The 18,338-nt window shown below is 60.0% G+C and carries 16 protein-coding genes; 8 read left to right on the top strand and 8 right to left on the bottom strand.

From position 1 onward, the window contains the following. Window positions 1-83: 83 nt before the first annotated feature. Together AC1DVF_RS00425 and AC1DVF_RS00420 are read right to left on the bottom strand one after the other, a co-directional pair. Complete coding sequence (locus AC1DVF_RS00425) at window positions 84-791, bottom strand: 3'-5' exonuclease (RefSeq protein ID WP_257356428.1); 708 nt, start codon at window positions 789-791, stop codon at window positions 84-86. Beyond that, on the bottom strand, window positions 788-2,722 hold the full coding sequence (locus AC1DVF_RS00420; RefSeq protein WP_477781856.1) for a DUF294 nucleotidyltransferase-like domain-containing protein: 1,935 nt from the start codon (window positions 2,720-2,722) through the stop codon (window positions 788-790). Before AC1DVF_RS00420 ends, AC1DVF_RS00425 begins: the two co-directional genes overlap by 4 nt. A gap of 259 nt (window positions 2,723-2,981) precedes the next feature. Here AC1DVF_RS00420 and AC1DVF_RS00415 point away from each other — a divergent pair, with 259 nt between their 5' ends. Next, a complete protein-coding gene (locus tag AC1DVF_RS00415; RefSeq protein WP_034155034.1) occupies window positions 2,982-3,428 on the top strand; it encodes a response regulator in 447 nt (148 codons plus the stop codon). Window positions 3,429-3,826: 398 nt separating this feature from the next. Here the strand turns inward: AC1DVF_RS00415 and AC1DVF_RS00410 are convergent, their stop codons facing one another. Beyond that, window positions 3,827-6,004, bottom strand: coding sequence for a malate synthase G (locus AC1DVF_RS00410; protein ID WP_477781855.1), 2,178 nt, complete (start codon window positions 6,002-6,004; stop codon window positions 3,827-3,829). Between the two features lie 504 nt (window positions 6,005-6,508). Here AC1DVF_RS00410 and AC1DVF_RS00405 point away from each other — a divergent pair. Further along, on the top strand, window positions 6,509-7,027 hold the full coding sequence (locus AC1DVF_RS00405) for a glycine cleavage system transcriptional repressor (RefSeq protein ID WP_093429935.1): 519 nt from the start codon (window positions 6,509-6,511) through the stop codon (window positions 7,025-7,027). A gap of 223 nt (window positions 7,028-7,250) precedes the next feature. Here AC1DVF_RS00405 and rarD read toward each other — a convergent pair whose 3' ends face one another. The 5 genes from rarD to AC1DVF_RS00380 form a co-directional block, all read right to left on the bottom strand. Further along, window positions 7,251-8,138 (bottom strand): EamA family transporter RarD, encoded by an 888-nt coding sequence (gene rarD, locus AC1DVF_RS00400; protein WP_460130334.1) that lies wholly within the window; start codon window positions 8,136-8,138, stop codon window positions 7,251-7,253. Window positions 8,139-8,344: 206 nt separating this feature from the next. After that, a complete protein-coding gene (locus tag AC1DVF_RS00395; RefSeq protein WP_093429937.1) occupies window positions 8,345-9,319 on the bottom strand; it encodes a serine/threonine protein kinase in 975 nt (324 codons plus the stop codon). A 165-nt stretch (window positions 9,320-9,484) separates the two neighbouring features. Then, window positions 9,485-11,386: a PhoX family protein gene (locus AC1DVF_RS00390; protein WP_116254369.1), complete on the bottom strand. Its 1,902-nt coding sequence runs from the start codon at window positions 11,384-11,386 to the stop codon at window positions 9,485-9,487. A gap of 70 nt (window positions 11,387-11,456) precedes the next feature. After that, the gene (locus AC1DVF_RS00385) at window positions 11,457-12,221 is read right to left on the bottom strand and encodes a TOBE domain-containing protein (RefSeq protein WP_477781854.1); all 765 of its coding nucleotides are present in this window, start codon (window positions 12,219-12,221) and stop codon (window positions 11,457-11,459) included. Between the two features lie 187 nt (window positions 12,222-12,408). Next, window positions 12,409-13,143 (bottom strand): double zinc ribbon domain-containing protein, encoded by a 735-nt coding sequence (locus tag AC1DVF_RS00380; protein WP_477781853.1) that lies wholly within the window; start codon window positions 13,141-13,143, stop codon window positions 12,409-12,411. 91 nt (window positions 13,144-13,234) lie between these two features. Here AC1DVF_RS00380 and bioB point away from each other — a divergent pair, with 91 nt between their 5' ends. The 6 genes from bioB to AC1DVF_RS00350 all read left to right on the top strand — a co-directional run bounded on the left by bioB (window position 13,235) and on the right by AC1DVF_RS00350 (window position 18,235). Next, window positions 13,235-14,290, top strand: coding sequence for a biotin synthase BioB (gene bioB, locus AC1DVF_RS00375; RefSeq protein ID WP_477781852.1), 1,056 nt, complete (start codon window positions 13,235-13,237; stop codon window positions 14,288-14,290). 159 nt (window positions 14,291-14,449) lie between these two features. Then, entirely contained in the window at window positions 14,450-15,628 is a 1,179-nt protein-coding gene (gene bioF / locus AC1DVF_RS00370; RefSeq protein ID WP_477781851.1) for an 8-amino-7-oxononanoate synthase, read from the top strand. Then, entirely contained in the window at window positions 15,621-16,352 is a 732-nt protein-coding gene (locus AC1DVF_RS00365; protein ID WP_477781850.1) for an alpha/beta fold hydrolase, read from the top strand. The genes bioF and AC1DVF_RS00365 overlap by 8 nt, the downstream gene beginning before the upstream one ends. After that, window positions 16,345-17,154, top strand: coding sequence for a malonyl-ACP O-methyltransferase BioC (bioC, locus tag AC1DVF_RS00360; RefSeq protein ID WP_460089115.1), 810 nt, complete (start codon window positions 16,345-16,347; stop codon window positions 17,152-17,154). Before AC1DVF_RS00365 ends, bioC begins: the two co-directional genes overlap by 8 nt. After that, window positions 17,151-17,831 (top strand): dethiobiotin synthase, encoded by a 681-nt coding sequence (gene bioD / locus AC1DVF_RS00355; protein ID WP_095050294.1) that lies wholly within the window; start codon window positions 17,151-17,153, stop codon window positions 17,829-17,831. The genes bioC and bioD overlap by 4 nt, the downstream gene beginning before the upstream one ends. 107 nt (window positions 17,832-17,938) lie before the next feature. After that, entirely contained in the window at window positions 17,939-18,235 is a 297-nt protein-coding gene (locus AC1DVF_RS00350) for a pyrroloquinoline quinone biosynthesis protein PqqE (RefSeq protein WP_093429944.1), read from the top strand. Window positions 18,236-18,338 lie beyond the last annotated feature (103 nt).

Genomic DNA, 18,338 nt, shown 5'->3' with positions numbered 1-18,338 from the left:
GTTAAAGGCTGGCCCTCACCCTAGCCCTCTCCCTCTGGGAGAGGGCTAGGGTGAGGGCGATGGATCTTGGACTTGACTCAATTTCAGAACGAAGGCGTCTGCTGCCGCCGCTTCCACTGACTCAACCGCTGCTGCAAATTCAACGGACTATGAATCTGCTGACCCCGCGCCCGACTGAACAGAATCAACGCCAACTCTGCAGTCGCCAGCGCATCGGCACTCGCGTTATGCCGCTCGAACACCTCAAGCTTGAACCAGTCGATCCACTCATCCAGCCCGGCCTCACGAATGTTCGCTTGCGGGCACACTAGCGGTGCAATGTCGGCGACATCCAGGAACACCTGCTGCAACTTGTGCCCCAGATGTTCCTTCAGCGCACGCCCGAGCATGTGCTGATCAAACGGCGCATGAAACGCCAGCACCGGGCTGTCGCCGATAAATTCCATGAGTTCCAGCAACGCCTCGACCGGCTCACTGCCCGCCGCAATCGCATTCGGCCCCAACCCGTGAATCAACACGCTCGGACTGAGCTTCAGCTCGCGACATTGCAGCGTGCGTTCGAACTGCTGACTGAAATCGATCGCGCCGTCCTCGATCACCACCGCGCCAATCGACAACACACGGTCCTTGTTCAGATTCAGCCCGGTGGTTTCCAGATCCAGCACTACCCAACGTTGTTCGCGCAGTGTGCATTCGCTCAGCTCGGTAATCGTCGGCAGCTGCGCCAGACGCTGCTGAAAATCCACCGGCACCACCGCACTCGCCGGGCGCAGCCACGAGAACAGGCTCATAGCTGATACCGCAAGGTCAGGCTGCTTTGCAGGCGCTGGGCCTGGCGCAGGGATTCCCGCAGGATGCGCCGGTCGAGGTGGTTGAGGCTGTCCGGGTCGACGCGGTTGGAATAGGGCAGATTCTCCCGCGTCTGCAATTGATGCTGTTGCATGCGCGTTTGCTGAATGAAGTGATAGGCCTCTTCATACGCCGCGCCATCCAGTCGCTCGATGACTTCTTTCTCGACCAACTGACGGAAGCGCTCAAGGGTATTGTTGGCGTCGATACCGTTGGCCAGCGCGAGCAAGCGTGCGCCATCCACGAACGGCGTCAGCCCCTGCACCTTGAGGTCCAGCGTGGCTTTCTCGCCATTCTTGCGTGCCAGCACAAACTCACGGAAACGGCCCACCGGTGGACGATTGCGCAGGGCGTTCTCGGCCATCATGCGCTGGAACAAACGGTTGTCGCCGACCTGATCGAGAATGCCGCGGCGCAATTGTTCGCAGCCTTTTTCATCGCCCCAGACCACGCGCAGATCGAAGTAAATACTCGAACCGAGCAGATTCTCCGGCGTTGCCTCACGAATAAACGCCGCGAAGCGCCGCGCCCATTCTGCCCGCGACAGACACAGCTCGGGATTGCCGGCCATGATGTTGCCCTTGCACAGAGTGAAACCGCACTGCGCCAGACTCTGGTTGATCTGCTGCGCAATCGGCAGCAGCTTGCCGCGAATCTCCGCTGCATGCGCAGCATCGCGGGCGTCAAACAGAATGCCGTTGTCCTGATCGGTGTGCAGCGTTTGCTCGCGGCGGCCTTCGCTGCCGAAACACAGCCAACTGAACGGCACACCGGGGTCGCCTTTTTCCGCGAGGGTCAGCTCGATCACCCGGCACACAGTGTGATCGTTGAGCAAGGTGATGATGTGGGTGATCTGCGTCGACGACGCGCCATGAGCAAGCATGCGCTCGACCAGTTGGCCGATCTCACCGCGCAGACCGACCAGCTGTTCGACGCGTTGGGCGCTGCGAATCGTCCGGGCTAGATGCACCAGGTCGACCCGTTGTAGCGAAAACAGATCACGTTCTGAGACCACGCCACACAAACGCTGATCCTTGACCAGACAGACATGCGCGATGTGCCGTTCGGTCATGGCAATCGCCGCATCGAACGCACTGTGATCCGGCGAAAGATAAAAGGGCGAAGGCGTCATGTGGCGCTCGATGGCCTCGCTGAAATCACCGACGCCCGCAGCCACGACATGACGCAGATCACGCAGGGTGAAAATGCCCAGCGGCGCCTTGTGTGCATCCACCGCAACGATGCTGCCGACCTGCTGCTCGTGCATCAGCTTCACCGCTTCACGCAATGGCGTGTCGGGGCTGCAGGTGACCGGGTGACGCATCGCCAGTTCGCCCAGTCGGGTGTTCAGCGAGTACTGCGTGCCGAGGGTTTCCACGGCTTTCTGCTGCACTTGCTGATTGACTTGATCGAGCAGACTGCTTACCCCGCGCAAGGCGAAATCGCGAAAGGCGTTGGAGAGGGCGAACAGCTTGATGAACGCCAGTTTGTTCAGTTGCAGGCAGAAGGTGTCTTCGCCGGCCAAGTGTTCGGTGCGGGTTGCGCGTTCGCCGAGCAGCGCGGCCAGCGGAAAGCATTCGCCGGTGGTGATTTCAAACGTGGTCTCGGTGCCGGGCTTGGTGATGTGCTGACGTTCGCCGACCACCCGACCTTGCTTGACGATATAGAAGTGTTCAACCGGGCCGTCGGCAGGTTTGATGATGCTCTCGCCCTGGCCGTAGAAACGCAGCTGGCATTGTTCCACCAGATAAGCCAGGTGGGCGTGTTCCATCTGATTGAAGGGCGGGAAGCGCTGGAGGAATTGCAGGGTGCCCTGAATGTTCTGCAATACCGCGGTTTTCCCTGCCTGGGTGAAGGCGTCCGCTTTACTCATAACCATTACCGCAGTCTTTTTCGAATTGTTGTTGTCGGATCGTTCTGACCATGGTCGACCCCTGCGGGCGGGGTGCCCATTGGACGTAAGTCTAGGTTTGAGCTGCCGTTGGGCACATTTGGGAAGTGCCCTACAAAAACAGTCGGAAATTCGCCCGCCAGTCTCTTGGAAAAAAATCCGACGAAGTGCACATTGAAGCTCTGCTTAGCGATGTCTGACGACTGTGCCAGGTGATTGATTTGAAAACGTAGAGAACGCCATGTCCGACCACGATATTTTGAGCGACGCCGAGCGTGAAGCGCTCAGCGCTGTAATGCTCGAACCCGATTTGCCGCCGCAGCGTGTACTGATCGTCGATGACGACAAGGACGCCCGGGAGCTGTTGTCGGAGATTCTCGCGTTGGATGGCATTCGTTGCATGACCGCTGCCAGTGGTGAGACGGCGCTGAAGATGCTCGAAGAAAAACCGTCGATCGGGCTGGTGATTACCGATCTGCGCATGGGCCATGTCGGTGGCCTTGAGCTGATTCGCCAGGTGCGCGAATCGGTGCGGGCGGCGCTGCCGATCATCATCGTGTCCGGCGATGCCGATGTGAAAGATGCGATTGCGGCGATGCATCTGAGCGTGGTGGATTTTTTGCTCAAGCCGATTGATACGGGCAAGTTGTTGGCGTTGGTGAAACATGAATTGGGTATCGAGCCTTAGAAGCCCCTCACCCTAGCCCTCTCCCAGGGGGAGAGGGGACTGACCGAGGTGAATATTCGAGGTGCACCGACCTGAAATTCCTCAGTCGAACTCAGGTTTTGAAAAGCAAAAAGATCGGCTCCCTTCTCCCTCAACCTTTGGCAATTCCTGATCCGAGCTCAGATTTTGAAAAGCACAAAGATCGGCCCCCTTTCCCTTTTACCCTGGCAATTCCTGAGTCGATCTCAGATTTTGAAAAGCATATAAATCTGCTCCCTTGCCCCCTCTACCCCCTGGGGGAGAGGGCTGGGGTGAGGGGGATGGATCTCAAGCCCGCCACAAAAATCCAATCCACAGCACAAACAAAAAAGCCCTGATCTTTCGATCAGGGCTTTTTCATGTCCGGCATTCAGCGCAAGTTACAGGCCGTTGGCCTTCTTGAACTCGCGACGACGACGGTGCAGCACCGGCTCGGTGTAACCGTTCGGCTGTTTGGTGCCTTCGATCACCAGTTCGACCGCCGCCTGGAAGGCGATGTTACTGTCGAAGTTCGGTGCCAGCGGACGGTACAGCGGGTCGTTGGCGTTCTGACGATCCACCACCGGCGCCATGCGCTTGAGGCTTTCCATCACTTGCGCTTCGGTGACGACACCGTGGCGCAGCCAGTTGGCGATGTGCTGGCTGGAGATACGCAGCGTGGCACGGTCTTCCATCAGGCCGACGTCATTGATGTCCGGCACTTTCGAGCAACCCACGCCCTGGTCGATCCAGCGCACCACATAGCCAAGAATGCCCTGGGCATTGTTGTCCAGTTCGTTCTTGATCTGCTCAGGCGTCCAGTTCGGGTTGACCGCCAGCGGAATGGTCAGGATATCGTCTACCGAAGCGCGAGCACGTTTGGCCAGTTCGACCTGACGGGCGAACACGTCGACCTTGTGGTAGTGCAGCGCGTGCAGCGCAGCAGCAGTCGGCGACGGCACCCAAGCGGTGTTAGCACCGGCCAACGGGTGCGCGATTTTCTGTTCGAGCATCGCCGCCATCAGGTCCGGCATCGCCCACATGCCTTTACCGATTTGCGCGCGACCTTGCAGGCCGGTGCTCAGACCGATATCGACGTTCCAGTTTTCGTAAGCGCCGATCCACTTCTCAGCCTTCATGTCGGCCTTGCGTACCACCGGGCCGGCTTCCATGGAGGTGTGGATTTCGTCGCCGGTACGGTCGAGGAAACCAGTGTTGATGAACACCACGCGCTCGCTGGCGGCCTTGATGCAGGCCTTGAGGTTGACCGTGGTGCGGCGCTCCTCGTCCATGATCCCGACTTTCAGGGTGTTGCGCGTAAGGCCCAACACGTCTTCGATGCGGCCGAACAGCTCGTTGGTGAACGCTGCTTCTTCCGGGCCGTGCATCTTCGGTTTAACGATGTAGACCGAGCCGGTGCGGGTGTTACGACGCGTGGTATTACCGTTGAGGTTGTGCATCGCCGCCAGGCAAGTGACCAGACCGTCAAGGATGCCTTCCGGCACTTCGTTGCCTTGACTGTCGAGGATCGCGTCGATGGTCATCAAGTGGCCAACGTTGCGCACGAACAACAGCGAACGACCGTGCAACGTCACTTCACCGCCATTTGGCGCGGTGTAGGTGCGATCCGGGTTCATGGTGCGGGTGAAGGTCTGGCCGCCCTTGGAAACGGATTCCGACAGATCGCCCTTCATCAGGCCGAGCCAGTTGCGGTAGATCACCACTTTGTCGTCGGCATCGACGGCAGCCACGGAGTCTTCGCAGTCCATGATGGTGGTCAGAGCCGCTTCCATCAGGATGTCTTTGACGCCGGCCGGGTCGGTCTGGCCAACCGGGGTGCTGGCGTCGACCTGGATTTCGAAGTGCAGACCGTTGTGTTTCAGCAGAATGGCGATTGGCGCGTTGGCGTCGCCCTGGAAACCGATCAGTTGTGCATCGTCGCGCAGGCCGGTGTTGCTGCCGCCCTTGAGGGTGACCAGCAGTTTGCCGTCAGCGATTTTGTAGGCGGTCGAATCGACGTGGGAGCCAGCAGCCAATGGTGCGGCTTCGTCGAGGAAGGCACGGGCGAAGGCGATGACTTTGTCGCCCCGCACCTTGTTGTAGCCTTTGCCTTTTTCCGCGCCACCGTCTTCGCTGATCGCGTCGGTGCCGTAGAGGGCGTCATACAGCGAACCCCAGCGGGCGTTCGAGGCATTGAGAGCGAAGCGGGCGTTCATCACCGGCACCACGAGTTGCGGGCCGGCGGTACGGGCGATTTCATCATCGACATTTTGCGTCGTTGCCTGGAAATCAGCCGCTTCTGGCAGCAGATAACCGATTTCTTGCAGGAAGGCTTTATAGGCCACGGCGTCGTGCGCCTGACCGTTGCGTTCCTGGTGCCAGGCATCAATGCGAGCCTGGAAGTCATCGCGTTTGGCGAGTAGGGCTTTGTTCTTCGGCGCCAGGTCATGAATGACCTTGTCGGCACCTTCCCAGAATTTTTCGGCGGTGAGGCCGGTACCGGGAATGGCTTCGTTGTTCACGAAGTCGAACAGGACTTTGGCGACCTGCAGGCCACCGACTTGAACGTGTTCAGTCATTGCTTGCCTCACTCTGCTCAGCTATTTCGCTTTTCAGCTCTTCAATTTGACAATGAAGCCTCTGGCCATTTAAACCACAAACCTGCCGACCAGTACATGCCATTGCTGGCGGCTGGGCTGGGACCAATCAACGGCTTGGGGCCTTGCTGACGGGGCTTTCAGGGTTGCGAACAGGCTTTGGGCAGACATCGATCCAGCGTTATGTAGTGCGCGCTGCGGCATACTACATGATGAGTTGCGCTTGTGAAAATCAGACTAATTACGTCGTTCTGCGACCTCATGTCGCATTGCGGTCACATCGCGGAACGGGATGTTCTCAAAAAACAGATGGATTGTTCCAGCTAAATATAAAAAGTTGTACACATAAATAGTAATTGGCTGCTATGGCACCGGTTTTTGTGGGAGCGAGCTTGCTCGCGAAAGCGTCGGTCGCCTCAACGCAAAATCGACCCTTGCCTATACTTCCCCCTTCTATAACAAAAGTCATGACAAGAGGGCTGCGCCATGGACCATCTCGTACTCACCGTATTCGCCCCGGACAAGCCCGGGCAGGTCGAGCGCATCGCCCAATGCATTGCCGAACACGGCGGTAACTGGCTGGAAAGCCGCATGTCGCGGATGGCCGGGCAGTTCGCCGGGATTCTTCGGGTGGGGGTGCCGGCAGAGGCTTACGACGAATTAGTCGATGCCTTACAAGCATTGTCGACGCACGGCATTCGCGTGCTGATCGCCGAGAGCGGTATCGAACAATCCTGTACCTGGAAACCGATCGCCATGGAACTGGTGGGCAATGACCGGCCCGGCATTGTTCGCGACATCACCCGGCTGTTGAGCGAGCAGGGCGTCAACCTTGAGCGGCTGGTGACTGAAGTGCGTCCGGCACCGATGAGCAGCGAACCGCTGTTCCACGCCGAAGCGATTCTCGCGGTACCGCTAACCCTGTCGCTGGATGTATTGCAGTCGCGGCTGGAAACCCTGGCCGATGATCTGATGGTCGAACTGGTGTTACGCACAGACAGTTAAGCGCTGACCGGGTTATCCAGTTTTAACGTGCACCTGCCTGTGGATAACCTGTAGAGACCGGGCGCAGCGCCAAGCCGGCCGGGGCTTGCGCGGAACTGATCAAAAAACCGCCAACATTCAGTGACTTGCACACAAACGGCGGGGATCACGTTGTGGATAACCTTGGGAAGAAACGATGCAGGCCACGAGAACCATGGCCTGTGAGGGTTTGTACGTTTTTTGATCAGTTGCGCCGGCGTAAACTGATCACCGCGTCGACGCTGTAAACGGCCAGGCCGGCCCAGATGAAGATAAACGCCACCAGTGTGCTGGACGATAGATGCTCACCGAACAGCAGCACGGCTTGCAGCAGCACCAAAGTCGGCGCCAGGTATTGCAGGAAGCCGATGGTGGTGTAGGGCAAGTGACGCGTGGCAGCGTTGAAACACACCAGCGGCACCAGTGTCACCGGGCCGGCCGCTACCAGCCACCAGGCTTGCGAGGTGGTCCAGAACTCCGGTTGGGCGCTGGTCGCGGTCTGATTGAACAGCAGCCAGGCAATCGCGATCGGTACCAGCATCCAGGTTTCCACCACCAGTCCCGGCAACGCCTTGACCGGCGCCTGTTTGCGGATCAGACCGTAGAAGCCGAACGTCAACGCCAGCACCAGCGATACCCACGGCAGACTGCCGACCTGCCATACCTGCTGCGCCACACCAACCGCCGCCAGGCCGACCGCGAGCCACTGCATCCGCCGCAAGCGTTCACCGAGAATCAACATCCCCAGCAGCACGTTTACCAATGGGTTGATGTAGTAGCCGAGGCTCGCTTCGAGCATGCGCCCGTTATTCACCGACCACACGTAGGTCAGCCAGTTGGCCGCGATCAACGTGCCGCTCAGGGCCAGAATCGCCAGTCGCTTGGGATTGTCGAGCAACTCGCGCAACCAGCCCGGGTGTTTCCACACCATCAGCAACAACGCACCAAACAGCGCCGACCACAACACTCGATGGATGATGATTTCAACGGCCGGCACTTCGGCGATGGCTTTGAAGTAGATCGGGAACAGGCCCCAGATGATGTAGGCGCTCAGGCCCAGAATGTACCCGCGACGCGGGTTGGCGGCTTGCATGCAGAATCCTTGCTTAGGCAGCTAACAAAGGAGGGATTGTAAGGAGATTTGTCTACGAATGCCGTAGCGCAATGGTCGGGAAATTGTGAACACCGAACAAATGTAGGAGTGAGCCTGCTTGCGATCGCGGTCTGACATTTAACATTTACGTCGACTGACAAAGCGCTATCGCGAGCAGGCTCACTCCTACAAGGAGGAGGTGGTGATCAGAAGAGTTTCAGTGGCTCTTCATTCAGCGCGGACAGTTGCTCACGCAACGCCAGCACCTGATCACCCCAATAACGCTCGGTGCCAAACCACGGAAAACTGTGCGGGAACGCCGGGTCATCCCAGCGCCGCGCCAGCCAGGCGCTGTAGTGCATCAGGCGCAAGGCGCGCAGCGGCTCGATCAGTGCCAGTTCTCGCGGATCGAAGTCGTGGAACTCGTTGTAGCCATCCATCAATTCCGACAACTGCCCCAGGCATTCCTGACGATCACCGGCGAGCATCATCCAGATGTCCTGCACCGCTGGGCCCATGCGGCAGTCGTCGAGGTCGACGATGTGGAACATCTCGTCACGGCACATCATGTTGCCGGGGTGGCAATCGCCGTGCATGCGGATGTTCTGGTGCGGTGTGTTGGCGTAGGCATCTTCCACGCGTTTGAGCAGGTCGCGGGCGACGGACTCGTAGGCCGGCAGCAGGCTTTTCGGAATGAAGTTGCCTTCGAGCAAGGTGTTCAGCGAAGCGTGGCCGAAGTTCTGCACGGCGAGGGCTTCACGGTGCTCGAACGGCTTGGTCGCGCCGACCGCGTGGATGCGCCCGAGCAACTGGCCGAGGCGATACAACTGATCAAGGTTGCCCGGCTCCGGCGCACGACCGCCGCGACGCGGGAACAGAGTGAAGCGAAAACCGGCATGTTCGTGCAGGGTTTCGCCGTTGTGGATCAGCGGCGCTACCACCGGGATGTCGACGTTGGCCAGTTCGAAGGTGAATTGATGTTCTTCGAGGATGGCTTCGTTGGTCCAGCGTTGCGGGCGGTAGAACTTGGCGATCAGCGGTTCGGAGTCTTCGATGCCGACCTGATAGACGCGGTTTTCGTAGCTGTTGAGCGCGAGAATGCGCGCATCGCTCAGGAAACCGATGCTTTCAACGGCATCGAGCACGAGGTCGGGGGTAAGGGTTTCAAACGGGTGGGCCATGCTGACTCCTGCGCGCAGCAGGCTGCCGCGTCCGGCCCAGCATGGTAGCGCAGATGGCAGCGGGGAGGTGGTTGGTGTCTGTGCTGACACCATCGCTGGCAAGCCAGCTCCCACATTTGGAATGCGATCCCTTGTGGGAGCGAGCCTGCTCGCGAAAGTGGTGTATCAGGCGCCGACGATTCCACCATCCTCGCGAGTGATCGCCATCACCGAAGACCGCGGCTTGCCATTCGGCAAATGCTCAGGGAAGGTCGACCCGCCGTTCTCCCCCGGATGCTGAATCCCGACAAACAACGTCTTCTGATCCGGCGAGAAGCTGATTCCCGTCACCTCACAACCAATCGGCCCGACCATGAATCGGCGAATCTCACCGGTCTTCGGATCGGCGCAAAGCATCTGGTTATTGCCCATCCCGGCAAAGTCGCCGGTGTTGCTCGAATCACCGTCGGTGAGAATCCACAAGCGCCCGGCCTTGTCGAAGCCCAAACCATCCGGGCTGTTGAACATGTTCTGCGGGGTGATGTTCTTCGAGCCACCCTTCGGCGTCCCGGCATGCACGCCCGGGTTGCCAGCGACCACAAACAGGTCCCAGGCAAACGTCTTCGAGGCGTGATCGTCACGGTCGGTGCGCCAGCGCAGAATCTGCCCGTAGACGTTTTTCTCGCGCGGGTTCGGCCCGCCCACCGGCTGCCCGTCTTCGCCGCGCTTGGCGTTGTTGGTCAGGGTGCAATAGACCTGACCGTCCTTCGGACTGACGACGATCCACTCCGGACGGTCCATGCGCGTCGCGCCAACCACGCTGGCGGCGAGGCGCGCGTGGATCAGCACTTCGGCCTGATCGGCGAAACCGCTGCTGGCGTCGATGCCGTTTTTGCCGTGGGTCAGTTCGATCCACTGGCCCTGGCCTTTCGGGTGGTCGGGGTTGCTGTCGCCATTATCGAACTTGGCCACGTACAGGGTGCCGTGATCGAGGATGTCGCGGTTGGCCTTGGCGTTGCGATGGTTGATGCGGTCGCGGCTGACGAATTTATAGATGAACTCGCCACGCTCGTCGTCGCCCATGTACACCACGGCGCGACCGTCGTCGGTCTCGGCCAGTGCGGCGTTTTCATGCTTGAAGCGGCCCAGCGCTGTGCGCTTGACCGGGGTCGATTGCGGATCGAACGGATCGATCTCGACCACCCATCCGTGTCGGTTGAGTTCGTTGGGGTTTTTCGCCATGTCGAAGCGCGGGTCGTACGGGTGCCAGTTGATCTCGCGGCTGGCGACGGAGACACCGTAACGCTTCTGCGCCGGGTCGAACTGTTGCTGGGCATTGCTGCTGCCGAAACAGTCGGTGAAGTTTTCTTCGCAGGTCAGGTAAGTGCCCCATGGGGTTTTACCGTTGGCGCAGTTCTGGAAGGTGCCGAGGACTTTTTTGCCGTGTTTGTCGGCAGCGGTTTTCATCAGATCATGACCGGCTGCCGGGCCGCTGATGCGCAGCGGCGAGTTGCCGTGAATGCGGCGGTTGTAGCGTGAGCCCTGAACGAACTGCCATTGGCCGTTCTTGCGCTGTACCTCGATCACCGACACGCCCTCGCAGGCCAGCGCCTTGCGCACGTCTTCGGCCGATTGCGGCATGCCGCCGTGCGGATAGAGGTAGCGGTAGTTGGTGTATTCGTTGTTGATCGCCATCAACGCGCGGTTGCGGTCGTCGGGGAAGGCGAACAGGCTCATGCCGTCGTTGTTGTCGCCGAATTGCACTTCCTGTGCGGCAGCGGTGCCGTTGCCACTCGGGTCGAAGGCCGGGCCGTTCTTTTGCAGGGGCTGGCCCCAACTGATCAGCACCGAAGACTTGTAGCCTTTGGGCAGTGTGATGACGTCGGTGGTTGCCGCCGGAATACTCTCGAAACCGAGCAGACGGCTGTTGCCGGCACTGACGCCAGTGGCCAGCGCGCTGCGGCTCAACAGGCTGCCGCCGAGGAACATCGCCGCGCCGCACAGCGCGCCGGCGCCGATGAAACCGCGACGGCTGAGGCCGACCATTTTTTCCAGGTCAGTGGATTGGTTTTCTTCTAATAGGCTCACATCAGGCTCCCTGCTTGGTTTTGGCAGCCACCTTAATGAGCGTCGATGACGCTTTCGTTGCAGCGCCTGATTACAGCGGCGTGCCGAGCAGCACATTGGACGGCGAAAACTGCACCTGCACCGGTTGTGCGACGCCCAGCCCGCGAGTGCGCAGGTCCAGCGGTTCCGCCAGGGCACAGAGGGTATGGCCGTTGGGCAGGGCAATGCGCACTTCGCTCGGGCCATCCTCGGCGTCGAGGATCGTTTCGATGGTGCCGTTGAGAAGATTGTGACCAAACGTTGCAGGCTGCTCATTGCTGAGCAATTCCAGCCAGCCGGCCTTGATCAGGGCCACCACTTCGGTGCCGGCTTGCAGCTCCAGATGCACGGTGCTGTCGTGGGTGATCTGCGCGTCGAGGCACAGGTCTTCGGCCAGTTCGAGGCGGATCAGGTCATTGCGGCCCTGCGCTTCGATCGCCACGACCTTGCCGTGCAACTGATTGCGTGCGCTGGTTCTGAGCATCAAACGACCGAGCAGATCCAGATCACTGGCGTCTTCCGCTGCCTCCAGCACCTGGGCCTGCAAGGCCTGCAGTTTTTGGTACAGGCGCAAAACGCGCTCGCCTTCGCTGGAGAGTTTCGCACCGCCGCCACCCTTGCCGCCGACGGCGCGCTCGACCAGCGGTTTCTGCGCGAGGTTGTTCAGCTCATCGATGGCGTCCCATGCCGCTTTGTAGCTCAGGCCAGCACTTTTCGCCGCGCGGGTGATCGAGCCCTGTTCGGCGATATGTTGCAGCAGGGCGATGCGCTGCGGGCGGCGGACGATGTGCTGGGAGAGCAGGGAGGGCATGGACATGAATGGGTGCTTTTTTGCTGTGGCGGTGGAGGAGGAAGTTGGCCGCTCGCAACGCGAGAGTCAAGCTTGACGCAGAACCCTGTGGGAGCGAGCTTGCTCGCGAAAGCGGCTTGTCAGTCAACATTGATTTTGAATGTGCTGGCCCCTTCGCGAGCATGCTCGCTCCCACATGAACATTGCGTTGGCTTCAGTTTCCGGGTTTCGGCGTGCGGGCCAGGCAATAGACATCAACCCGCGCAGCGCCTGCGTTCATCAGCAACCGGGCGAGAGCCTGTGCGGTCGCGCCAGTGGTCAATACGTCGTCAACCAGCGCGAGATGTCGGTCTTTTATGCGCGCATCCGGCATGAGGTTGAAAGCATTACGCAGATTACCTTTACGCGCCTTGGCGTCGAGATCCTGCTGAGCATCGGTATCCTTGATTCGCCGCAGAACCCGTTCTTCGCACGGCAACCCCAGTGACTGACTCAACCACCGCGCCAGCATCGCAGCCTGGTTGAACCCGCGTTGACGCAGACGTTTGTTCGCCAGCGGCACCGGCAACAACACATCAGGCCTCGGCAACCCCTCATCGAAGCGATGTTGCAGGTATTGCCCGAGAACGTCGGCGAGCAGGTGGCCAAACGGCCATTTTGCGTTGTGTTTAAAACGCGTAATCAAACTGTCGACCGGGAAGCCATAGCGCCACGGCACCACCACCTGTTCGAACGCCGGCGGCTCTAGCAGGCACTCGCCACAGGTCAGGTCGGCGGCAGAGAGTGGCAGGGCGCAGGTCTGGCAGTGGTCGCCGAGCCAGGGCAAATCCGTTTCGCAGGCCACGCAGATTGGCATTTCTGCTTCTGCCGGCTCATCGCAAAGTAAGCAGGTCTGTACATTATTTAAACAGATGTAAACCTGTCCTTCGTATCGTGGTTGACAGCGCATGACTCTTCCTTAAATATGCCGAACATCCGTGTCGCGCCTGTGGGTATTCCGTTCCCGCAGCCGCCAGCCAAGCATAACCAAGGAACTACCCATGAGCGCGAGCAGCACCGCCACCCTGCGTCACGACTGGTCTCTGGCCGAAGTCAAAGCACTCTTCGTACAGCCATTCAACGACTTGCTGTTCCAGGCGCAAACGGTGCACCGCGCACATTTCAACGCCAACCGCGTTCAGGTGTCGACACTGCTGTCGATCAAGACCGGCGCCTGCCCGGAAGACTGCAAGTACTGCCCGCAGTCCGGTCACTACAACACCGGCCTGGAAAAAGAAAAGCTGATGGAAGTGCAGAAGGTCCTCGAAGAGGCTGCACGCGCCAAGGCTATCGGTTCGACACGTTTCTGCATGGGCGCGGCGTGGAAACATCCGTCGGCGAAAGACATGCCGTACGTGCTGAAAATGGTCGAAGGCGTGAAGGCCATGGGCCTGGAAACCTGCATGACTCTTGGCCGTCTCGACCAGGATCAGACCGAAGCACTGGCCAAGGCCGGGCTCGATTACTACAACCACAACCTCGACACGTCGCCGGAGTTCTACGGCAGCATCATCACCACCCGTACTTACAGCGAACGTCTGCAAACGCTGGCCTATGTGCGTGAATCGGGGATGAAGATCTGCTCCGGCGGCATTCTCGGCATGGGCGAGTCGCTGGATGACCGCGCCAATCTCCTGATCCAGTTGGCCAACCTGCCGGAGCATCCGGAATCGGTGCCGATCAACATGCTGGTGAAAGTTGCCGGCACGCCGCTGGAAAATGCTGAAGACGTCGACCCGTTCGACTTCATCCGCATGCTCGCCGTGGCTCGCATCCTCATGCCGCAATCCCACGTACGCCTGTCCGCCGGCCGCGAAGCGATGAATGAGCAGATGCAGGCCCTGGCTTTCTTCGCCGGCGCCAACTCGATTTTCTACGGCGACAAACTGCTGACCACCGCCAACCCGCAGGCGGACAAGGACATGCAGTTGTTCGCGCGTCTGGGCATTCAGCCGGAAGCGCGTGAAGAACATTCCGATGAGGTTCACCAGGCCGCAATCGAACAGGCGCTGGTGGAGCAGAAGAGCAGCGAGCAGTTCTACAACGCCGCCGTTTAAACCTGCGCGGATTCCTCTGAAGGAATGCAAAACCCCTGTGGGAGCGAGCCTGCTCGCGAAAGCGGTGCCTCAGTCGACATTGATGTTGGATGTGAAGGCCTATTCGCGAGCAGGCTCGCTCCCACAAGGGATCTGTGTCACTTGAAAGTCGAGGCCTGCATGTCTTTCGATCTCGCCGCACGCCTTGCTGCCCGTCGTGCCGAAAATCTCTATCGCCAGCGACCGCTGCTTGAGTCCCCGCAGGGGCCTGAAGTGGTGGTCGACGGCAAACCATTGCTCGCGTTCTGCAACAACGATTACCTGGGCTTGGCCAATCATCCGCAAGTGATCGAAGCCTGGCGCGCCGGTGCTGAACGCTGGGGCGTCGGTGGCGGTGCCTCGCATCTGGTGATTGGCCACAGCGGCCCGCACCACGCTCTGGAAGAAGCGCTGGCCGATCTCACCGGTCGACCGCGTGCATTGCTCTTTACCACCGGCTACATGGCTAATATCGGCGCGGTCACGGCGCTGGTCGGGCAGGGCGATACGGTGCTGGAAGATCGCCTCAATCACGCTTCGCTGCTGGACGCGGGTCTGTTGTCCGGCGCGCGTTTCAATCGTTATCTGCACAACGACGCGGTGAGCCTGGCCAAGCGTCTTGAGAAAGCCAGCGGCAATACGCTGGTGGTCACTGACGGTGTGTTCAGCATGGACGGCGATCTCGCTGACCTGCCGGCATTGGCTCGTGAAGCCAAGGCCAAAGGCGCGTGGCTGATGGTCGATGACGCTCACGGTTTTGGGCCGCTCGGTGCGAACGGCGGCGGCATCGTCGAGCATTTCGGTTTGAGCCAGGAAGATGTGCCGGTACTGGTTGGCACCCTCGGTAAAGCGTTCGGCACGGCAGGGGCATTTGTTGCTGGCAATGAAGAGTTGATCGAAAGCCTGATCCAGTTCGCCCGTCCCTACATCTACACCACCAGCCAACCGCCGGCGCTGGCCTGCGCGACCCTGAAAAGTCTGGAGCTGCTGCGCACTGAACACTGGCGCCGTGAGCATCTGCAGACCTTGATCCGCCAGTTCCGCCAGGGCGCCGAGCAGATCGGCCTGGAGTTGATGGACAGCTTCACGCCGATCCAGCCGATCATGATTGGCGATGCCGGTCGTGCGGTGCGGTTCTCGCAAATGTTGCGCGAGCGCGGGCTGATGGTTACCGCCATCCGCCCTCCGACCGTGCCCGCCGGCAGCGCGCGCTTGCGCGTGACCCTGACCGCCGCCCACAGCGAGGCGCAGGTGCAGCTATTGTTAGAGGGACTGGCCGATTGCTTTGCCCAACTGTCGTCGGAGCCAAGCCATGCGTGATCGCCTGATTCTGCTGCCCGGCTGGGGCCTCGGTGTGTCGCCGATGGAGCCTCTGGCCGCCGCTTTGCAAGGGCTCGACGAGCATCTGAAAGTGGAAATCGAGCCGCTGCCGGAGCTGGATTCCGGTGACCTGCAAGACTGGCTCGATGAACTCGATGAACGCATTCCACAAGACGTCTGGCTCGGTGGCTGGTCGCTGGGTGGCATGCTCGCGTCCGAATTGGCGGCGCGCCGTGGCGAGCGCTGCTGCGGTTTACTGACTCTGGCGAGCAACCCTTCCTTCGTTGCCCATGAACAGTGGCCGACCGCGATGCCCGGCGAGACCTTCGATGCATTTCTCGCCGGTTGCCAGGCCGATCCCCGGCTGACCCTCAAACGCTTTTCGCTGCTCTGTGCTCAAGGTGCACAAGATGCGCGCGGCTTGTCGCGGTTGATGCTCGGCGGCGCACCGCACACGGCGCCGTCGGCGTTGATGGCGGGCCTGGAATTGCTCGCGCAACTGGACACCCGCGAAGCACTGCAAGCATTTCGCGGCCCGCAATTTCATCTGTTCGCCGGACAGGACGGCCTGGTCCCGGCGGAAGCGGCGGGGGCGTTGTTCGTCCTGTTGCCGGATATCGAAATCGGTCTGATCGAACAGGCCAGCCATGCCTTTCTTCTGGAAGACCCCCACGGACTGGCGGGCGCTATCCAGGCTTTTCTACATGAGTGCGGTGATGACTGATTTGTCTCTTGTGCTGCCCGGCGGCTTGCCTGACAAACGTCAGGTCGCGGCCTCTTTTTCCCGCGCTGCGGCCAGTTACGACAGCGTCGCCGAGTTGCAACGTGATGTTGGTACACAATTGCTTCAACGCTTGCCGGCGGATTTTTCACCGTCGCGCTGGCTGGATCTGGGCTGTGGCACCGGTTATTTCACCCGGGCACTGGCCGCGCATTTTGCCGAGGGCCATGGTCTGGCGCTGGACATTGCCGAGGGCATGCTCGATCACGCGCGGCCGTTGGGCGGCGCTGATTACTTCATTGCTGGCGATGCGGAGCGTCTGCCGTTGCAGGACTCGACTTGCGACTTGGTTTTTTCCAGCCTGGCGGTGCAATGGTGCGCGGATTTCGATGCGGTGCTCAGCGAAGCCTTTCGCGTACTGAAACCGGGTGGGATTTTTGCGTTTGCTAGTCTTTGTGTAGGGACGTTGTTCGAGTTGCGCGACAGCTGGCGGCAGGTCGACGGGATGGTGCACGTCAACCGCTTCCGCGAGTTCACCCGTTATGAGCAACTGTGTACGGCCAGTGGCTTGCGTACGTTGAGCCTGGATAATCAGCCTCACGTGCTGCATTACCCCGATGTGCGCAGCCTGACCCATGAATTGAAGGCCTTGGGTGCGCACAATCTGAATCCCGGACGGCCCGGTGGTTTGACCGGACGGGCGCGGATTCTCGGGCTGGTGGAAGCTTACGAGCAATTCCGTGAAGCGTCGGGATTGCCGGCGACTTATCAGGTGGTCTACGCCGTGTTGGAGAAACCCGTATGAGCGCAGCCTATTTCATCACCGGAACGGACACTGATGTCGGCAAGACCACCGTGGCTGCCGGGTTGCTGCATGCGGCGCGATCAGCAGGCTTGAGTACCGCGGCGGGCAAACCGGTGGCCTCAGGGTGCGAAGTCACGCCGAAGGGGCTGCGCAATTCCGATGCGTTGGCGCTGTTGGCCGAATGTTCGCTGCCGCTGACATATCAACAGGTCAATCCCGTGGCGTTCGAGCCTGCGATCGCTCCACACCTGGCAGCGCGTGAGGCCGGAGTAGCGTTGACCGTGCAATCGTTGCTGGCGCCGATGCGCGAGATTCTGGCGATGAACGCCGATTTCACCTTGATCGAGGGCGCGGGTGGCTGGCGGGTGCCGTTGGCGGATCAGGACAATCTGTCGGATCTGGCGATTGCGTTGAAGCTGCCGGTGATTCTGGTGGTGGGTGTGCGGCTGGGGTGCATCAGTCATGCCTTGCTGACGGCCGAGGCGATTGCCCGTGATGGGCTGCAATTGGCCGGGTGGGTGGCGAATATCATCGATCCGAAGACTTCGCGGCTTGAGGAGAACCTCGCCACATTGGCCGAGCGAATTCCGGCGCCATGCCTTGGGCGCGTGCCGAAACTCAAGAGCTTGAGTGCCGAAGCGGTAGCGGATCATTTGCAACTGGATCTGCTCGACTAAGCTTTTCTCTATGGGCAGGCACTGTGCCATTAGTGTTTTTGACGGGTGTTTTTCTGGCGCCTCTGGTTCAATGGCGCCATTGATCCTTCCCAAGGATGAGAACTGTTATGGAAATCTCCGGTAACACAGCTTTTTATGCAGGTCTGAGCTCGATTCAGAGCGGGCAGAACCGCGTTGATCAGGCCGCCAGCCAGATTGCCAACAACACCATTGAGCGTTCGGTCACCAGCCAGTCTTCGGAAGCGCAGGTCGATCGTCTGCGTGGCGTTGATCGCAGCCAGCAAATGGACCTGGGCAGCGACATGGTGCAAATGGCCCAAGGCAAATTTCAGGTGGAGCTGGGCGTAAAAGTCGCCAAAGCTTCCGACGAAATGCTCGGTACGATCATCGACACCTTCGCCTGATTTTTCGCCATCTACACCCTGAACGCCGCGCTTTGTCGCGGCGTTTTTCGTTGTAAGTCCTTCTCCCTCAACTAATCTTTTTTCAGCACCCGTGACTCGATCG

Source organism: Pseudomonas sp. P4_D7, assembly GCF_056401755.1.
This window is presented reverse-complemented; position numbering and strand designations above follow the sequence as displayed.

What these genes read in the sequence shown, in the direction of transcription:
- AC1DVF_RS00425 (WP_257356428.1), bottom strand. Translation starts at nt 791, where the DNA reads ATGAGCCTGTTCTCGTGGCTGCGCCCGGCGAGTGCGGTGGTGCCGGTG.
- AC1DVF_RS00420 (WP_477781856.1), bottom strand. Translation starts at nt 2,722, where the DNA reads ATGAGTAAAGCGGACGCCTTCACCCAGGCAGGGAAAACCGCGGTATTG.
- AC1DVF_RS00415 (WP_034155034.1), top strand. Translation starts at nt 2,982, where the DNA reads ATGTCCGACCACGATATTTTGAGCGACGCCGAGCGTGAAGCGCTCAGC.
- AC1DVF_RS00410 (WP_477781855.1), bottom strand. Translation starts at nt 6,004, where the DNA reads ATGACTGAACACGTTCAAGTCGGTGGCCTGCAGGTCGCCAAAGTCCTG.
- AC1DVF_RS00405 (WP_093429935.1), top strand. Translation starts at nt 6,509, where the DNA reads ATGGACCATCTCGTACTCACCGTATTCGCCCCGGACAAGCCCGGGCAG.
- rarD (WP_460130334.1), bottom strand. Translation starts at nt 8,138, where the DNA reads ATGCAAGCCGCCAACCCGCGTCGCGGGTACATTCTGGGCCTGAGCGCC.
- AC1DVF_RS00395 (WP_093429937.1), bottom strand. Translation starts at nt 9,319, where the DNA reads ATGGCCCACCCGTTTGAAACCCTTACCCCCGACCTCGTGCTCGATGCC.
- AC1DVF_RS00385 (WP_477781854.1), bottom strand. Translation starts at nt 12,221, where the DNA reads ATGTCCATGCCCTCCCTGCTCTCCCAGCACATCGTCCGCCGCCCGCAG.
- AC1DVF_RS00380 (WP_477781853.1), bottom strand. Translation starts at nt 13,143, where the DNA reads ATGCGCTGTCAACCACGATACGAAGGACAGGTTTACATCTGTTTAAAT.
- bioB (WP_477781852.1), top strand. Translation starts at nt 13,235, where the DNA reads ATGAGCGCGAGCAGCACCGCCACCCTGCGTCACGACTGGTCTCTGGCC.
- bioF (WP_477781851.1), top strand. Translation starts at nt 14,450, where the DNA reads ATGTCTTTCGATCTCGCCGCACGCCTTGCTGCCCGTCGTGCCGAAAAT.
- AC1DVF_RS00365 (WP_477781850.1), top strand. Translation starts at nt 15,621, where the DNA reads ATGCGTGATCGCCTGATTCTGCTGCCCGGCTGGGGCCTCGGTGTGTCG.
- bioC (WP_460089115.1), top strand. Translation starts at nt 16,345, where the DNA reads ATGACTGATTTGTCTCTTGTGCTGCCCGGCGGCTTGCCTGACAAACGT.
- bioD (WP_095050294.1), top strand. Translation starts at nt 17,151, where the DNA reads ATGAGCGCAGCCTATTTCATCACCGGAACGGACACTGATGTCGGCAAG.
- AC1DVF_RS00350 (WP_093429944.1), top strand. Translation starts at nt 17,939, where the DNA reads ATGGAAATCTCCGGTAACACAGCTTTTTATGCAGGTCTGAGCTCGATT.